Source organism: Methylobacterium sp. UNCCL125 (genome assembly GCF_900116795.1).
Classification (GTDB): domain Bacteria; phylum Pseudomonadota; class Alphaproteobacteria; order Rhizobiales; family Beijerinckiaceae; genus Methylobacterium; species Methylobacterium fujisawaense.
In genome coordinates, this window is sequence record NZ_FPBW01000011.1 from 1 (window position 1) to 16,565 (window position 16,565).

Sequence of the window (16,565 nt, forward strand, 5' to 3'; positions counted from 1 at the left end):
GATCTCGGGCAAGGGATGCAGAACCCGGCTGGGGTCACGCCGGTCCGGGATCACGGCGGCGAGCTTGTCGGCGATGTCCAACCGCCGGGCGGCCTGGGCGAGCAGCAGGACGCCGCCATCCGAGGTCAGGCGTCCGCCATCGAAGGCGGCTGTGAGCTTCTTGCCCCGAACGGATGGAAACGCGAACGGGAGACACGTAGGATCGGACATGGCGGGCGTGGCAGGCTCGGTGCGGTCTGAAGGCTTGGCGTCAGCACCCAATCCCTAAGCCACATCAATGCTTTACGCTACGCTCGCCATCCCAGATCCACCGTCCTCGTGAATAAGACGGGCTAGTCAATTGCGGGGCGGCCCCACAGACCTGTGACCTTTGCCGACTTTTCGCCTCGCGGAAGTTGTGCAGGCGCGGCTCCCCATCCCCCGTTTTGACCGCACGTTCGGCCGATCTGTTTTAATCCCAGCACCGAAACGTGTATTTTTATGCCGGTTCGATTGACAGCCCGGAGGGATACCAGCACCATCCTGCTGGCATACCGTCGACCATCAGTCCCGCGCTGCTGAGTCCAATGCGGATGCTCGAGTACTTGAGACTTTATTTGCCTGCGGGCCAAGAATTTTTCGAAGAATCCCGGTCATCTTGTTCTGCCAAGCTGGGCCGCGGCAGGGCATACAGCCGGTCTGAGCACAGACCCCAACAATAATACTGCCAAGGAGGGATGGGTATGTCCGAGATCGTCAAACCGGCGGGGCGTGGCCGCTGGCTGCAACTCGCCTTCGGCGTCGTCTGCATGTGCATGATCGCCAACATGCAGTACGGTTGGACCTTCTTCGTGAACCCGATGCAGGAGCGGCACGGCTGGGATCGCGCGGCGATCCAGGTGGCGTTCACGCTGTTCGTCGTCACCGAGACGTGGCTGGTCCCGATCGAGGGCTGGTTTGTCGACAAGTATGGCCCGCGGATCGTCACGCTGTTCGGCGGCCTGCTCTGCGGCATCGCCTGGGTGATCAACTCCTACGCCGACTCGCTCACCGTGCTGTACATCGCGGCCGCGATCGGCGGCACCGGCGCCGGTGCGGTCTACGGAACCTGCGTCGGCAATTCGCTGAAGTGGTTTCCCGACCGACGCGGCCTCGCCGCGGGCATCACCGCGATGGGCTTCGGCGCGGGCTCGGCCCTGACCGTCGTGCCGATCCAGGCCATGATCAAGTCGCAGGGCTACGAGGCGGCGTTCTTCTACTTCGGTATCGGGCAGGGCGTCATCGTGATGCTCATCGCCCTGTTCCTGCGGTCGCCCGCGAAGGGGCAGGTTCCGGAGATCGCCCGGGTCAGCCAGTCGAAGCGCGACTACAAGCCCTCCGAGATGGTCCGCACGCCGATCTTCTGGGTCATGTACGCGATGTTCGTCATGATGGCGGCCGGCGGCCTGATGGCGACCGCGCAGCTCGGCCCGATCGCCAAGGACTTCAAGATCGCCGACGTTCCGGTCTCGCTGCTCGGGATCACGCTGCCGGCGCTGACCTTCGCGGCCACGCTCGACCGGGTGCTCAACGGCGTGACGCGTCCGTTCTTCGGCTGGGTCTCCGACCATATCGGCCGCGAGAACACGATGTTCCTGTCCTTCGCGATCGAAGGCCTGGGCATCTACGCGCTCAGCCAGTTCGGCCAGAACCCGATCGCCTTCGTGCTTCTGACCGGTCTCGTGTTCTTTGCCTGGGGTGAGATCTACTCCCTGTTCCCGGCGACCTGCGGAGACACGTTCGGCTCGAAATACGCCGCCACCAATGCCGGTCTGCTCTATACGGCCAAGGGCACGGCGGCGCTGATCGTCCCCTATACCAGCGTGCTCACGACCATGACCGGGAGCTGGCACGCGGTGTTCCTGGCGGCAGCGGCCCTCAACATCGTCGCGGCTCTGCTGGCGCTCTTCGTCCTGAAGCCGATGCGGGCCGCCTATACCAAGAAGCGCGAAGCGAGCCTCGCGCCGGTCCTGGCCCAGTAGCGCGGTCCAGGCGACACGAACCGACGAGAATGAGCCCGGCGCCGTCTTTACGGCGCCGGGCTTCCTGCATACCGGGGACCGGGCTTTCCGGAGATCGGGTATGGATAGGGACGAGCGGATCGCGCGGGAGAGCGTCGTGGCGGCGGCACGGGCGCTCGACGCCCAGGGGCTGAACCGCGGGACGTCGGGGAACGTCTCGGTGCGGTTCCGCGATGGGCTCCTGATCACACCCTCCGGCATGCCCACCGACAGGACGGGACCGGACGATGTGGTCCCGATGGCATTCGACGGCACCCACCCGCCGGATCAGAAGCCCTCTTCGGAATGGCGCTTCCATCGGGACATTCTGGTGTCCCGTCCGGAATTCGGTGCGGTGGTCCACGCACATCCGGTCTACTGCACCGCTTTCGCCATCTGCGGTCAGGCGATACCGGCGATCCATTACATGATCGCCGCCTTCGGAGGCCCGAGCGTGCGCTGCGCGCCGTATGCGCCCTATGGCACCGCTGAACTCTCGGACTTGGCCCTGACGGCGCTGGCCGATCGCAACGTCTGCCTCCTCGCCAACCACGGCATGATCGCGGCCGGCGCCGATCTGGAGAAGGCCCTGTGGCTCGCCGTCGAGCTGGAGACCCTCTGCCAGCAATATGCCGTCGCCCGGCAGATCGGGACGCCGATCATCCTGTCCGATGAAGAGATCGGCATCACCGTCGAGCGCTTTCGCGGCTATGGGCTGAATGCGGCGGGGAGCACAGGCTCAACGACCGCGTAGCCGAGAGGCCCCGCGGGATCGGTCGGGCGCCGCGCCGTCTAAGGTCGGATGCGCTCCACCGCCGGCGCGGGCATCCTATCGCCCGAGCACCTGCCCGACCGCCAGCCCGACCTCCTGGGCGAACGCGGCGGCCGCGATCTTCTTGCCGCCCTCCGCCTTGACCTTGCGAATCTCGATCCGGCCGCCCTGCGCGCAGACGCTGAACCCCGCGTCGTCGATGGCGATCACCTCGCCGGGCTTGCCCACGACATCGGCGAGCTTACGGACCCGATGCAGGGTGGAATCGAAGATCTGGAGCTTCTTGCCGTCGAGCGTCGTCCAGGCGCCCGGCGCCGGATTGGCCGCGCGGATCAGGTTGTAGATCTGCTCGGCATGAGCGGACCAGTGGATCTCCGCCTCCGCCCCCCGGAACCAGCCCTCGTAGCTGGCGGCGTCCTCATCCTGGTCGATCTCGACATGCTCTCCCGCAACGACGAGATCGGCCGCCTCGAGCATCGCCTCGACGCCCATCGGGAACAGGTTGTCGAAGTAGACGTCGCCCAGCGTCGCATCGGCGCCGATCGGGCAGGTCTTCTGCAGGATCACCGGCCCTTCATCGAGCCCGTCGGTGGGCCGGAAGATCGTGAGGCCGGTCTGCAGCTCGCCGCGGGCGATCGGCCAGTTGATCGAGGACGGGCCGCGATACCGCGGCAGCAGGCTCGGATGATACTGGATGGTGCCGTGCTTCGGGATGTTGACGAAGCTCTGGGGCGCGAATTGCAGCACGTAGGCCATGATGCCGATGTCGGCATCGAGCCCGCGCATCGCGGCCTCGGCCTCGGGACTCTTCAGGCTGGGGAACTGGAAGACCGTCAACCCCTTCTCGACCGCCGCGGTCTTGAGGACGTCCGGCTTGGCGCCGGGCTTCTCGGGCGCGCAGAACACCGCGGCGACCTCATCGCCTCGCTTGAGGAACGCCTCCAGGACCGCCTTGCCGAAATCCTGTTGGCCGATGAAGGCGATGCGCATGCAATCTCCTGGGCTTCGACCGGGCCCATGGCGGCCCGGGAAAGGGACGGTCGGAGCGCGGGGCGCGGCGGCGAACGGTCGTGCCCCGTTGGTCGGACGGCGTCATCCGAAGTCCGGGACGGTGCGGCCCCGGACACGACGGCGGCGAACCCAGGCCGGAGCCAGGGATCGCCGCCCGCCGCTCACTCTGCGGCGATCTTCTGGACGACGCCGATCGCGCCGGACTCGGAGATTTCACCGACCTCGGCCTCGGAATAGCCCAGCACGCTGCGCAGGATCTCCTCAGTATGCTCACCGAGCAGCGGGGAGCGCTTCACGTCGCTCGGGCTCGCCGACAGCTTGATGGGATTGCCCACCGTCAGGTACTTGCCGCGCGTCGGATGGTCGACCTCGACGATCGTGCCGGTCTTCCGCAGCGACTCGTCCTCGGCGATCTCCTTCATGGACAGGATCGGGCCGCAGGGGATGTCGTACTTGTTCAGCGTGTCCATCACCTCGAACTTGGACACCTTCATCGTCCACGCCTCGATCCGCGTGAAGATCTCGTTGAGATGCGGCAGTCGGGCCTTCGGCGTGGCGTAGTTCGGGTCGGTCTTCCAGCTCGGCTCGCCGATGATGTCGCAGATCGGCTCCCACACGGCGGCCTGGGTGATCACGTAGATGTAGGCGTTCGGATCCTGCTCCCAGCCCTTGCAGCGCAGGATGCGGCCCGGCTGACCGCCGCCGGAATCGTTGCCGGCGCGCGGAGTCGCCTCGCCGAACGGGATGCCTTCACCGAACTGGCTGTATTCCTTCAGCGGCCCGTGCTCGAGCCTCTGCTGATCGCGCAGCTTCACCCGGCACAGGTTGAGCACGCCGTCCTGCATCGCGCAGTCGACCTTCTGGCCGAGGCCGCTCTGGGTCCGGTGATACAGCGCCGTGACGATGCCGAGCGCGAGGTGCAGACCCGTTCCGGAATCACCGATCTGCGCCCCCGTCACCATCGGGATACCGTCCCGGAAGCCCGTGGTCGAGGCCGAGCCGCCGGCGCATTGCGCGACGTTCTCGTAGACTTTGCAGTCCTCGTAGCGGCCGGGACCGAAGCCCTTCACGGAGGCCAGGATCATGCGCGGGTTGGCCTCGTGGATCTTCTCCCAGGTGAGGCCCATGCGGGCGAGCGCGCCGGGTGCGAAGTTCTCGACCAGGACGTCGCATTCCTTGATGAGGCGCCAGAGGACCTCCTTGCCCTTCGGATTCTTCGAATCCAGCGTGATCGAGCGCTTGTTGTGGTTCAGCATCGTGAAATAGAGGCTGTCCACGTCAGGAATGTCCTGAAGCTGCTGACGCGTGGCGTCGCCGACACCCGGCCGTTCCACCTTGATGACGTCTGCACCGAACCAAGCCAGGAGCTGCGTGCAGGTCGGGCCGGATTGAACGTGGGTGAAGTCCAGGATGCGGACGCCTTCGAGGGCCTTGGTCATGATCGGTCTCGGAGCTGGAGTCGGATTCGGGAATGTCGGAGGGCGGCTCAGGCCGCGCGGAATGCCGGCATGCTGCCTGCACGGGTCGGTGACGGGCAACGTGCGACGCCGGGGCAGGGACCTCTCATCCTCGAACGGATCATGTCTGCTATCCCTCCCAATGCGCGGTCTCGTCGTGTCGCGACACCGTCATTCGGACCCTGGGTGACGAGTCCTCGAATTTGTATACCACATGCCATTCGCCGGATGCGAGTGCCGATTGTGGATCGGGCCTGTGGCGGCCCGTGACGAAGCGTAAGCCGGCCAGCCGCGGCGCTCAACAGACAGCTTGCACCCCGGGACCAAGTGGGAGCGCCCCTTGGCATTCGCGGCCGGGCGGTCCATGATTTCGCCAAAATTGGCCCGCCGCCGCGGGATTAAAGTCGCAACGCTGCACGAGGAACGCCCATGCTCGCCAGCACCAGCCTGATCAAATCCTCCTGGATCGCCGTCGACGTCGCCCGAGACCGCGCCGAGCGCGTCCTCGTCGTGGAGACCTACATCGCGGTCAGTCCGCTCGAGCCGAACTACGATGCCGCGCAGTACGAGCGTGTCCTGGCCTGCGTCCAGAACGTGCTCAAGTCGCACCCGGAGATCGACCGCGCGTCGATCCTGAGCATGCACCGCGGTTCCGGCTGCACGGCGCTGTTCCGAGACCAGTCCGCCAAGCAGTCCGCCGCCGCCTGAGGGTCTCAACCCTCTCCGTCTTCGGCTGGCCGGGAGAGATCCGGCGGGTCCAGGGCGACGCGCGCCGCGTGAAACCACCAGAGCGGTATGTCGCGATTGGCCTGGGCCAGTTCCGAGGCCCAGCCTTCCTTCGGCATCACGTCGGCGCGGTCGGCGAACAGGCGCAACGCCGCCTCCGCGCGCTCCCTGCGGCACCGTTCCGCTATGGCCCGGCGCTCGGCCTCGGCGCGCGCATCCGTCTGCTCGATGAGGCGGCGGGTCGCGAGATCGTCGGCATCGAAGGCGAATTGCTGCCAGAACGCCTCCGCCTCCCGGGCAACGTCGCGCTCGCGGCGGAGCGTGGCGAGCGCTCCCTCGGCCGCCTCCCGGGCCGCTTCGGCCGTTTCAGCGCGCGCGAGAAGACGGTTGTTGGCCTCCAGAAGCTCGCGCTCCCGCTCCGGCGACATCCGCTGCCGACGCAGCACCCGCAACTCTTCCTCGTCGGCGAGGCGGCTCAGAAGCCATTCGGCGAGCGGGCCGTCGGCAAGGGCGTCGGCGGAGCGGCGATAGCGCTCGCGCAGACCCGGGTGACGGCTCTCGAAATCCGCGGCCTCCCAGCCCGCGCACGCCTCGCCCGCCGGACGGTCGTGATCGTAAAGGGTCCGCGCCAGGGCGTCGCGCAGGTCGTCCGGAAGTCGTGCCGCAGCGTGTCCGTTCATGAACCTGCATTCGCGATGAGCGATCGACGGAACTCTAGAACGCGCGCGCGCGACCGATGAGGCCATCGCGGTCTGGCGAACGCGGATTTTTCTACGCAGTCTATGGGCGCGCCGGCGGCGGCGCCCAGGGTCGTTCGGGGCCCGGCCGTCGGGTTGCCCGGATCGGGCCCGCATCTGGGCTCCCCCTCCACCGCGACCCCGCGTCAGGGCGGCGGATCTTCGGCTCGGGCGGGGGCCACGATGGATCGTCGCTCCTCCTGCTTGCCGCAACCTGTCGGGACAGGCCGAAGGCCGCCGCGCGGGACAATGCGCGATCGCCGCGGCGACGGGAAGGCCCGGGCTTCCGCCACGTCGCGCCACCCGCAGCCGACCGGCAGGTCGGCCCCGCGCTCACGATCCTGGCTGCGGGAGACCACGGGGCCTTCGATTCCCGATGGCGCGCTTCGAGGGCTCAGGATACATCCCGATCTGCGCGCTCCACACGTCGATCCCAGTCGATGGTCCATACAGGCTACAATCCGGCGCTCGTCGCCCTGTCGATCGGCCTCTCCATCTTTGCGTCCTACACAGCGCTGGATCTGGGCAGTCGCATCCGAGGGCCCGTCGCGGCGGGCCCCCGCTGGCCGTGGATCACCGGCGCTGCGCTCGCCATGGGCGGCGGCATCTGGTCGATGCATTTCGTCGGCATGTTGGCCTTCGAAACCGGCATGCCCACCACCTACGACATCGGCCTGACCCTCCTCTCCCTCGCGATCGCCGTTGCGGCCACCGGCGCCGGCTTTCTGTGGGTGGAGCGGACCGGGGAGGGGCTCGGCAGCATCCTCGTGGCGGGCGTGCTGATGGGTCTGGGGGTCGCCGGCATGCACTACACCGGCATGGCGGCGCTTCGGATCCCCGGCGACCTTTCCTACAATCGGCCCATAATCGCGCTCTCGGTGGCGATCGCCGTGACCGCGGCGACCGCGGCCTTGTGGCTCTCGTTTCACCAGCACGGCGTCTGGCAGAAGCTTGTCGCGGCCTGCGTCATGGGGGTTGCCGTGGCCGGCATGCATTACACCGGCATGGCCGCCGCGACGATCACCGTCGATGAAGGCGCCCCCCACGCCGCCCATGCGATGACGAGCGTGCAGGGCCAGCAGAATCTCGCGCTCTACGTCGCCGGCGCGACCTTCCTCATCCTGTTCCTGGCGATCCTCGCCTCGTCCCTGGACCAGCAGCGGGTGCAACGCGAATTGCTGGCGAGCGAGGCACGGTTTCGAGCCGCGGTGCAGGCCGTGCGTGGCGTCCTGTGGACCAACGATGCCGAAGGCCGGATGCTCGGCGACCAGCCCGGCTGGAGCGCGATCACCGGCCAGACGCGGGCGGAGTACCAGGGCTACGGCTGGGCCGACGCGGTGCATCCGGACGACGTGCAGGCCTCCATCGAGAGCTGGAACGCAACCGTCCGAGCGCGACAAACCTACGTCCACGAACACCGGGTCCGGTCCCGCGACGGATCATGGCGACATTTCGCGATCCGCGCCATTCCGGTGCTCGATGCACGCGGCGCGATCCGGGAATGGGTCGGCGTCCATACGGACATCACCGAACAGAGGCAGGCCGAAGCCGACTTGCGCGAGTCCAACGAGGAGATCCAGCGCTACGCCTATATCGTGAGCCATGACCTGCGCGCGCCGCTCGTCAACGTCATGGGGTTCACCAGCGAGCTGGAGGCGACCCGGACCGAGATCCAGGCGGCCCTTCGCGGGCACCCGGAGGCGGAGCGGCTCGACGGCGATCTCGCCGAGGCGCTCGGCTTCATCAAGGCGGCGGTGAACCGGATGGAAGGGCTGATCGCCGCCATCCTGAAGCTCTCCCGAGAAGGGCGGCGGCAATTCTCCCCCGAACGCCTCGACATGACGAATCTGCTGCGCGACGTGGCGGACGCTCAGAGGCACCAGACGGAGGCCACGGGCGCCACCGTGACGATCGCCCCCGACCTGCCGACGATCGTCGCCGATCGCGTGGCCGTCGAGCAGGTCTTCGGGAACCTGCTGGACAACGCCGTGAAGTATCTCGACCCCAGCCGGCCGGGACGCGTGACCGTGACCGCCACGGCCGTCGGAAACCGTCGGGTTTGTTTCTCCGTCGCCGATAACGGCCGGGGGATCGCCGCACGGGATCATGCCCGCGTCTTCGAACTCTTTCGACGCTCCGGCCTGCAGGATCGCCCGGGCGATGGAATAGGCTTGGCCCATGTCAAAGCCCTGGTGCGCTCGTTCGGCGGCCGGATCGAGGTCCGTTCGGAACTCGGCGTCGGCACGACGTTCGACGTGACCTTGCCCCGCGCTCCGGCTACAGCGGTCCAGATAGACCCCGAACCGGCGCCCATCGCCGCCGAATGAGCGTGGAGCCCGCCCGTGCATCCTGTCAGCATCGTGATGATCGAGGATGACGAGGGGCATGCGCGCCTCATCGAGCGCAACATCCGTCGCGCCGGCGTCAACAACGAGATCGTCCCGTTCCGGAACGGCACCTCGGCGCTGGACTACCTGTTCGGCGCGGACGGCACCGGCGAGGCGAGTGCCCGGCGGCATCTGCTGATCCTGCTCGATCTCAACCTGCCCGACATGACCGGCCTCGACATCCTGGAGAAGGTCAAGGCGAACCCGCATACGCGGCGCTCCCCGGTGGTTGTGCTGACCACCACGGATGACAGCCGCGAGATCCAGCGCTGCTACGATCTCGGGGCCAACGTCTACATCACCAAGCCGGTCAGCTATGACGGCTTCGCGAACGCGATCCGTCAGCTCGGATTGTTCTTCTCGGTCATGCAGGTTCCCCAGAACCCATGAGCACCGGGCGTGTCAGCGGGGACGGGACCGCCGCGGCGGCACGCATCCTCTACATCGACGACGATCCAGGCCTCGGTCGCTTGGTCCGGCGCGCCCTGGAGGCCCGGGGCTACGCGGTCGAGATCTGTCCCGACGGCGCCGCGGGGCTGGCACGGCTGGCGCAGGGCGGTATCGATGCCGTCGCCCTGGATCATCACATGCCCGGCCAGACCGGCCTCGATCTGCTGCCGGAAATCCGTGCCCTGCCTGAGGCGCCCCCGGTCATCTACGTGACCGGCTCCGAGGACAGCCGCGTCGCCGTCGCGGCCTTGAAGGCCGGCGCGGTCGACTACGTCTGGAAGGACGTTCAGGGGCAGTTCCGGGAGCTGCTGGGCGAGGCCGTCGCCACGGCGCTGCGGCAGGAGAGCCTGCGGCGCGACAAGGAACGCGCCGAAGCGGAGGTGCGCGAGGCGCGCGACCGCGCCGAACTGCTTCTGCGCGAGGTCAACCATCGCGTCGCCAATTCCCTGGCCCTTGTCGCGGCCCTGGCGCATATGCAGCGCAACGCCGTCACGGATTCGGCTGCCAAGGCTGCACTCGACGAGATGCAGGCCCGGATCTCGGCGATCGCCGGGATCCATCGGCGGCTCTACACCTCGGACGACGTCGAGTCCGTGGAGCTCGACGCCTACCTGCAGAGCCTCGTCGAGGAATTGCAGGCGGCCATGCGGGCGAGCGGGCGGGATCATGCCATCCGGCTCCGGGCGGCGCCCGTGCGCCTCTCGACGGACAAGGCCGTCTCGGTGGGCGTGGTCGTAACCGAGCTCGTCACCAACGCGTACAAGTACGCCTATCCGGTCGGCACGTCGGGCGAGATCCGCGTGGCGATCGAGTGCGATGCCGCCGACACCGTGCGGCTCGCTGTCGAGGATGATGGAATCGGCTGGACCGGAGAGGGTGAGATCCGCGGGACCGGACTCGGCTCACGGATCGTGCGTGCGATGGCATCGAACCTGCGCTCGGCATTGTCGTATGCCCCCGGATCTCCGGGCACGCGGGCGGTTCTCGCCTTTCAGGTCTGAGCGCGCAATCTCAGCCGTCGGTCCGGCTCGCGATTCGATCGAGGGCGTCGAGCATCGGCACGAGCGAGTCCTCGCCGAGCTGGTGGAAGCCCAGGGCCCGACTCATGAACAGGCCGAGGATCGCGAAGAACAGGACGGAACCCTCGCCCGGACGGGCGCCGTCGATCTGACCGAGCTGATCCAGCTGATCCACCACGAAGGCCTGAAACCCCTTCTGCGCCTCCGGCGACTCCATCGAGGCCAGCAGGAGTGCGCGCGCGGATTCGTTGTCCTCGCAATAATGCCCGCGCACATGCGCCACCATCGCCTTCGGGAACTGAGACGGGCCGGCGGGGATCGCCGCAGCGCATGCCGCGATCTCCTCGCGCACATCCGCAAGCTTGCGGGCGACCAGAGCCACCACCAACGCATCCTTCGACGCAAAATGGTGCAGAACCCCGCCTTTGCTCAGCCCGGCCTCGGCGGCAACCGCGTCGATCGTCAACCCCCGCACGCCCGCCTTGAGCAGTACCGCGGCGGCGGCCTCAAGGATGATCTCGGGCCGGGCCGCCAGCCGTTGTCGCTTCACCTGCATCGCTGACCTGCACTAAAAACCGTCTGGACGGTATGTAACGGATGGCGTAGGAACGCGCCACGCATTTCGCACGAGCCGCGCCGACACGGTCGATCGCATGAGCCGCATCGTCTTCCGTCCACCCCCATCCGTTGTACTGGTGTTAACCGCGCTCGCGTCGATCGGGTGCGCACGGGCCGAACCGGACGCCGCGCTCGATCCCGCGATGGCGCGCGTGCGGGTGGTGCAGGCACGCCGTACGCCTCAGGCGCTCGAGGTCGTGGTGACCGGCGACATCCAGGCCCAGGCGCAGGTCAACGTCTCGTTCCGGACCAACGGCAAGGTGGCCGAGCGGCGGGTCGAGGTCGGGGATCACGTCACCGCCAATCAGGTCCTCGCCGTTCTCGAGCCGCTGACCCAGCAGGCGAATCTCGACAACGCGAAAGCCGCCCTCGCTTCGGCCGAGGCACTCCTGACCCAGGCCAAGATGTCCTTCGAGCGTCAGAAGCAACTTCTTGCCGGCGGCTTCACCACGCGCTCGACCTACGACAATGCCGAGCAGGAGCTGCGCACGACACAGGCGGCCGTCGATTCGGCGAAGGCCGCTTTGGGAACCGCGCAGGAGCAGTTCTCCTATACGGAACTGCGCGCCGGCGTGGCCGGTGTCGTGACCAGCCGGAGCTTCGAGGTCGGCCAGGTGGTCCAATCGGGGCAGACCGTTCTCGTGATTGCGCAGGACGGCCCCCGGGATGCGGTCTTCAATGTCTACGAATCGCTGCTGGCCCAGCCGCCGGCGGGCGACACCATCGCGGTCGCGCTCCAGTCGGATCCGGCGATCACTGCGGTCGGGACCGTGCGCGAGATCTCGCCGACGGTGGATGCGGCGAGCGGCACCGTCCGGGTCAAGATCGGACTCAAATCGACTCCGGCCGCGATGGGGCTGGGTGCCGTCGTGGTCGGCCGCGGGCGCTTCGCGCCCCATGAAGCGGTGATCCTGCCCTGGTCGGCGCTGTACCGCTACGACGGGCAACCGTCCGTGTGGATCTACGACCCCGACCGGCGGACAGTCTCGGTCCGCGCCGTCGAGATCGACCGCTTCGGGCCCGACATCATTGCGCTGAAGCGCGGCGTCGAGCCGGGCGAGCGCGTGGTCGTCGCCGGCATCCAGTTCCTGCGCCCCGGTCAGACCGTCGCGGCCGCCGAGATCGGAGCTCGCCCGTGAAGGCGCACACGTATCTCGCCCTGAGCCTCGTCGCGGCAGCGCTGGCGGCCTGCAACGGGCACGGCGAGGAGGGCGGCGAAGCCGCGGCAGCGGCCCCGATACGTCCGGTGCTCACGCAGGTGGTCGTGCCGAGCGACACCGTCATGTTCGGGCCCTTCGCCGGCACGATCGAGCCGCGCTATCAGGCGCAGCTCGGCTTCCAGATTCCCGGCCGCATGGTGGCGCGGGACGTGACGATCGGCGACCTCGTCACCCGGGGCCAGCGCCTCGCGGCCCTGGACACCATCGTGACACGCTTCGACCTGACCCGTGCCGAGGCGGACCTCGCCGATGCGAAGGCGCAGGCCGAGAACGCCGAGGCCGCCGAGGCGCGGACCCGGCGCCTGATGTCGGGCAACAGCGTCGCCCAGGCCACGCTCGACCAAGCGGTTGCCAAGCGCGAGACGGCCCGGGCGCGGGTGGACCAGGCCTTGTCCAGCCTGCAGAAGGCCCGCGACCAGATGGGCTACACCGAGCTGAAGGCCGAGTTCGACGGTGTCGTGACCCAGCGCCTCGCCGAAGTCGGCCAGGTGCTCACCGCCGGCCAGGGTGTCGTGACCGTGGCGCGGCCGGACGTCCGCGAGGCCGTGGTCGACATTCCCGAGGTCTATGTCGGAGCGCTGCCGGCGGACGGCGTCTTCACCGTCGCGCTCCAGAGCGCCCCGGAGCTCACGGCGCGCGGGCGCGTCCGCGAGATCGCGCCGCTCGCCGAATCGGGGACGCGCTCCAAGCGCATCCGGATCAGCCTCGACCAGCCCGGCCCGGCCTTCCGGCTCGGCGCGACCATCAACGTGTCGCTGATGCGGAATGTCTCGCCCACCGTGCTGCTGCCGGCATCGGCACTGCTCGAGGACGGCGGCCGCCGCTCGGTCTGGGTCGTGTCCGCCGACGGGAAGTCCGTGTCGCTTCGCGACGTGACCGTAGCGGCGGCGCGGGACAACGCGGAGGACGGTCGCATCGCGGTCGTCGATGGGCTGAAGGCCGGCGAACGCGTCGTGGTCGCGGGGGTCCATGTCCTCAAGGAAGGCCAGGCCGTGCGCCTGGCCAACGGCGCCGTCTGATCCGGCCGCACGGGGTTTTCGCGTGAAGGATTTCAACCTTTCCGACTGGGCGCTCGAGCACCGCTCGTTCGTCTGGTTCCTGATGCTGGTCTCGCTCGTGGCGGGCGTGATGGCCTATGGCCGCCTCGGCCGCGAGGAGGATCCTCCGTTCACCATCAAGACGATGGTCGTGCAGACGACTTGGCCGGGCGCGACCATCAAGGATACCCTCGATCAGGTCACCGACCGGGTCGAGAAGGAACTCCAGCAGCTCAACGGCCTCGACTACGTCCGCAGCTACACGACCCCGGGATCCTCCACAGTCTTCGTGAATTTCCGCGACACCCTGAAGAAGGGCGAGGTCCAGCCCGCCTTCTACCAGGTCCGCAAACGTCTCGGGGATATCAAGAGCCAGTTCCCGGACGGTGTGCAGGGGCCGTTCTTCAACGACGAGTTCGGCGACGTCTACGGCAACGTCTACGCCTTCACGGCCGACGGCCTGACTCACCGGCAGTTGCGCGACTACGTGGAGAGCATCCGCACCGACGTGCTGCGCGTGCCCGATATCGGCAAGACGCAGCTGCTCGGCACCCAGGACGAGACCATCTATCTCGACTTCTCGACCCGGAAGCTCGCCGGTTACGGCATCGATCTCCAGGCCCTGATCAAGGCGCTTCAAGCGCAGAACGCCGTCTCGGCATCCGGGGTCGTTCAGGCCGGACCGGAGCGCATTTCGCTGCGGGTCAGCGGCTCCTTCGCCTCCGAAGCCTCGCTTCAGGACTTCAATCTGCGGGTGAACGATCGCTTCTTCCGTCTTGCCGACATCGCCGAGATCAGCCGCGGCTACGAGGATCCGCCCGCGCCCCTGTTCCGGGTGGACGGCAAGCCCGCGATCGGGCTGGCCATCGCGATGCGTCCGGGCGCCAACCTGCTGCATTTCGGTGAAGCGCTGAAGGAGCGCATGCGGCGGATCGAGGCGACGCTGCCGGTGGGCGTCGGCGTCCACCTCGTTTCGGATCAGCCCAAGCAGGTCGAGCATGCGGTCGGCGGCTTCACCGAGGCGCTGGTCGAGGCCGTGGTCATCGTGCTGGCCGTGAGCTTCGTGAGCCTGGGCATCCGGGCCGGCCTCGTCGTCTCGGTGTCGATCCCCCTCGTGCTGGCGATCGTCTTCGTGGTCATGCAGATCATGGACGTGACCCTGCAGCGCATCTCGCTCGGCGCGCTGATCATCGCGCTGGGCCTGCTGGTCGACGACGCCATGATCACCGTCGAGATGATGGTCGCGCGGCTGGAGCGGGGCGACACGCTGCGCAAGGCCGCCACCTTCGCGTACACGTCGACGGCGTTCCCCATGCTGACCGGAACGCTGGTGACCGTGGCGGGCTTCCTGCCGATCGGCTTCAACGGCTCCGGCGCGGGCGAATACACCTACTCGCTGTTCGTGGTGATCGCCGCATCGCTGCTGGTATCGTGGGTCGTGGCGGTTCTGTTCGCCCCGCTCGTCGGCGTCACGCTGCTGCCGAAGACCATGAAGCACCACACGGAGAAGCGCGGCATCTTCACGCGCCTGTTCATGGCGGCCCTGCGCGTCGCCATGCGCTGGCACTGGACGACGGTGGTGGTCTGCCTCGCGCTGATGGCGGCCGCCATCGTCGGGATGGGGCATGTGCAGCAGCAGTTCTTCCCGTCCTCGGACCGCTCCGAGGTGCTGGTCGACCTCACCCTCCCGCAGAACGCCACCATCGCCGAGACCAGGGCGCAGATGGACCGGTTCGAGACGAACCTGAAGGGCGATCCGGACGTGTCGAGCTGGTCGTCCTATGTCGGTCAGGGCGCGGTCCGATTCTACCTGCCCCTCGATCAGCAGCTCGCCAACGCCTTCTTCGGTCAGATCGTCATCGTCACGAAGTCGCTCGAGGTGCGCGACCGCGTGATGGCGCGTCTCCAGGCCATCGCCCTGCGCGACTTCGTCGGCACCGACGTGCTGGTGCAGCCCCTGAGCCTCGGACCGCCCGTAGGCCGACCGGTGCAGTACCGCCTCAGCGGCCCGAACATGGAGACGGTGCGCCGCCTCTCGCTCGACCTCGCCAACGTGGTGGCCGGCGACAAGCGGCTCGACGTGCCGACCTTCGACTGGAACGAGCCCGGCAAGGTGCTGCGGGTCGAGATCCTTCAGGACAAGGCGCGTCAGCTCGGCGTCACCAGCCAGGACGTCGCCGGGATCCTCAACGGGATCGAGGGCGGCCAGGCGATCACGCAGGTCCGGGACTCGATCTATCTGGTCAACGTCGTCGGCCGCGCCCGCGCGGTGGAGCGGTCTTCGCTGGACACCCTGCAATCGCTGCAGGTCGGTCTCGCGAACGGCACAGTGGTCCCCGTGCTCGCCTTCGCCCGGATCGGCTACGATCTCGAGCAGCCGATCGTCTGGCGCCGCGACCGTCTGCCGACCGTGACGGTGCGCGCCACGATCCACGACGCGACCCAGCCGGCCACCATCGTGGCCGCTCTGCAGCCCGGCATCGACGCCTTCATCAAGGCGCTGCCGGAGGGCTACACCGTCCAGACCGGCGGCGCCGTTGAGGAATCCGCCAAGGGCCAGGGCCCGATCGCGGCCGTCGTCCCGGTCATGCTGCTCGCCATGGCGTTCCTGCTGATGATGCAGCTCCAGAGCTTCGGCCGGATGATCCTCGTCTTCACCGTGGCGCCGCTCGGCCTGATCGGCGTCGTGCCGGCCCTGCTCCTGTTCGACAAGCCGATGGGCTTCGTCGCCATCCTGGGCATCCTGGCGCTGATCGGGATCATCATCCGCAACGCGGTCATCCTGGTGAGCCAGATCGAGGAGTTCCGGGCCGAGGGGATGGCCCCCTGGGAAGCGGTCTTCGAGGCGACCCACCACCGCATGCGGCCGATCCTGCTGACGGCAGCCGCCGCGAGTCTGGGCCTGATTCCGATCGCCCGGGAGGTCTTCTGGGGTCCGATGGCTTTCGCCATGATCGGCGGGATCCTGGCGGCGACTTTCCTCACGCTCCTGTTCCTGCCGGCCCTCTACATCGGCTGCTACCGCATCCGCCCGGATGCGGGCGCCCGTCCGGCGGCCCACGCCGGCTGATCGCCCGGCTCACGCGATCGCAGCGCCCGCGGGTGCTGCGAGA

General features: G+C 68.0%; 14 protein-coding genes. 9 read left to right on the top strand and 5 right to left on the bottom strand.

All coding sequences use genetic code 11. From position 1 onward, the window contains the following. Positions 1–210: transposase (locus tag BM396_RS12540; RefSeq protein WP_210187137.1), on the bottom strand; the 210-nt coding region annotated here is incomplete at its 3' end. Between the two features lie 512 nt (positions 211–722). Between BM396_RS12540 and oxlT the strand changes: the two genes are divergently transcribed. Further along, the gene (oxlT, locus tag BM396_RS12545) at positions 723–2,000 is read left to right on the top strand and encodes an oxalate/formate MFS antiporter (protein WP_043380816.1); all 1,278 of its coding nucleotides are present in this window, start codon (positions 723–725) and stop codon (positions 1,998–2,000) included. Between the two features lie 100 nt (positions 2,001–2,100). Next, complete coding sequence (locus BM396_RS12550; protein WP_043380814.1) at positions 2,101–2,772, top strand: class II aldolase/adducin family protein; 672 nt, start codon at positions 2,101–2,103, stop codon at positions 2,770–2,772. A 75-nt stretch (positions 2,773–2,847) separates the two neighbouring features. Here BM396_RS12550 and BM396_RS12555 read toward each other — a convergent pair whose 3' ends face one another. Continuing rightward, positions 2,848–3,780 carry a methionyl-tRNA formyltransferase gene (locus tag BM396_RS12555; protein ID WP_043351424.1) on the bottom strand — a complete coding sequence of 311 codons (933 nt, stop codon included), beginning with the start codon at positions 3,778–3,780 and terminating at the stop codon, positions 2,848–2,850. A gap of 182 nt (positions 3,781–3,962) precedes the next feature. After that, on the bottom strand, positions 3,963–5,240 hold the full coding sequence (gene frc / locus BM396_RS12560) for a formyl-CoA transferase (RefSeq protein WP_043351422.1): 1,278 nt from the start codon (positions 5,238–5,240) through the stop codon (positions 3,963–3,965). Between the two features lie 447 nt (positions 5,241–5,687). Between frc and BM396_RS12565 the strand changes: the two genes are divergently transcribed. Continuing rightward, positions 5,688–5,966 carry a hypothetical protein gene (locus BM396_RS12565; protein ID WP_043380811.1) on the top strand — a complete coding sequence of 93 codons (279 nt, stop codon included), beginning with the start codon at positions 5,688–5,690 and terminating at the stop codon, positions 5,964–5,966. A 5-nt stretch (positions 5,967–5,971) separates the two neighbouring features. On the opposite strand, the gene BM396_RS12570 is transcribed toward BM396_RS12565, so the two are convergent. Beyond that, positions 5,972–6,838, bottom strand: a complete 867-nt coding sequence (locus BM396_RS12570) for a hypothetical protein (protein ID WP_244538865.1) — start codon at positions 6,836–6,838, stop codon at positions 5,972–5,974. A 323-nt stretch (positions 6,839–7,161) separates the two neighbouring features. Here BM396_RS12570 and BM396_RS12575 point away from each other — a divergent pair, with 323 nt between their 5' ends. The 3 genes from BM396_RS12575 to BM396_RS12585 are packed head-to-tail and all read left to right on the top strand — an operon-like array spanning position 7,162 to position 10,559. Then, positions 7,162–9,048: an MHYT domain-containing protein gene (locus BM396_RS12575; protein WP_043380807.1), complete on the top strand. Its 1,887-nt coding sequence runs from the start codon at positions 7,162–7,164 to the stop codon at positions 9,046–9,048. A 36-nt stretch (positions 9,049–9,084) separates the two neighbouring features. After that, on the top strand, positions 9,085–9,498 hold the full coding sequence (locus BM396_RS12580; RefSeq protein WP_043351430.1) for a response regulator: 414 nt from the start codon (positions 9,085–9,087) through the stop codon (positions 9,496–9,498). Next, positions 9,495–10,559 carry a sensor histidine kinase gene (locus tag BM396_RS12585; protein WP_051975973.1) on the top strand — a complete coding sequence of 355 codons (1,065 nt, stop codon included), beginning with the start codon at positions 9,495–9,497 and terminating at the stop codon, positions 10,557–10,559. The genes BM396_RS12580 and BM396_RS12585 overlap by 4 nt, the downstream gene beginning before the upstream one ends. A gap of 10 nt (positions 10,560–10,569) precedes the next feature. Here BM396_RS12585 and BM396_RS12590 read toward each other — a convergent pair whose 3' ends face one another. Beyond that, complete coding sequence (locus tag BM396_RS12590; protein WP_043351415.1) at positions 10,570–11,133, bottom strand: TetR/AcrR family transcriptional regulator; 564 nt, start codon at positions 11,131–11,133, stop codon at positions 10,570–10,572. A gap of 97 nt (positions 11,134–11,230) precedes the next feature. Here BM396_RS12590 and BM396_RS12595 point away from each other — a divergent pair, with 97 nt between their 5' ends. From BM396_RS12595 to BM396_RS12605, 3 genes are read left to right on the top strand one after another with little or no spacing between them, the layout of a single operon-like run. Then, the gene (locus BM396_RS12595; RefSeq protein WP_043380805.1) at positions 11,231–12,334 is read left to right on the top strand and encodes an efflux RND transporter periplasmic adaptor subunit; all 1,104 of its coding nucleotides are present in this window, start codon (positions 11,231–11,233) and stop codon (positions 12,332–12,334) included. A 41-nt stretch (positions 12,335–12,375) separates the two neighbouring features. Further along, the gene (locus BM396_RS12600; protein ID WP_244538869.1) at positions 12,376–13,434 is read left to right on the top strand and encodes an efflux RND transporter periplasmic adaptor subunit; all 1,059 of its coding nucleotides are present in this window, start codon (positions 12,376–12,378) and stop codon (positions 13,432–13,434) included. Positions 13,435–13,456: 22 nt separating this feature from the next. After that, entirely contained in the window at positions 13,457–16,522 is a 3,066-nt protein-coding gene (locus BM396_RS12605) for an efflux RND transporter permease subunit (RefSeq protein WP_043380799.1), read from the top strand. Positions 16,523–16,565 lie beyond the last annotated feature (43 nt).

Bases quoted from the DNA above. Each gene is read 5' to 3' on its own strand.
- oxlT (WP_043380816.1), top strand. From the start codon at position 723: ATGTCCGAGATCGTCAAACCGGCGGGGCGTGGCCGCTGGCTGCAACTC.
- BM396_RS12550 (WP_043380814.1), top strand. From the start codon at position 2,101: ATGGATAGGGACGAGCGGATCGCGCGGGAGAGCGTCGTGGCGGCGGCA.
- BM396_RS12555 (WP_043351424.1), bottom strand. From the start codon at position 3,780: ATGCGCATCGCCTTCATCGGCCAACAGGATTTCGGCAAGGCGGTCCTG.
- frc (WP_043351422.1), bottom strand. From the start codon at position 5,240: ATGACCAAGGCCCTCGAAGGCGTCCGCATCCTGGACTTCACCCACGTT.
- BM396_RS12565 (WP_043380811.1), top strand. From the start codon at position 5,688: ATGCTCGCCAGCACCAGCCTGATCAAATCCTCCTGGATCGCCGTCGAC.
- BM396_RS12570 (WP_244538865.1), bottom strand. From the start codon at position 6,838: ATGCGGGCCCGATCCGGGCAACCCGACGGCCGGGCCCCGAACGACCCT.
- BM396_RS12575 (WP_043380807.1), top strand. From the start codon at position 7,162: ATGGTCCATACAGGCTACAATCCGGCGCTCGTCGCCCTGTCGATCGGC.
- BM396_RS12580 (WP_043351430.1), top strand. From the start codon at position 9,085: ATGATCGAGGATGACGAGGGGCATGCGCGCCTCATCGAGCGCAACATC.
- BM396_RS12585 (WP_051975973.1), top strand. From the start codon at position 9,495: ATGAGCACCGGGCGTGTCAGCGGGGACGGGACCGCCGCGGCGGCACGC.
- BM396_RS12590 (WP_043351415.1), bottom strand. From the start codon at position 11,133: ATGCAGGTGAAGCGACAACGGCTGGCGGCCCGGCCCGAGATCATCCTT.
- BM396_RS12595 (WP_043380805.1), top strand. From the start codon at position 11,231: ATGAGCCGCATCGTCTTCCGTCCACCCCCATCCGTTGTACTGGTGTTA.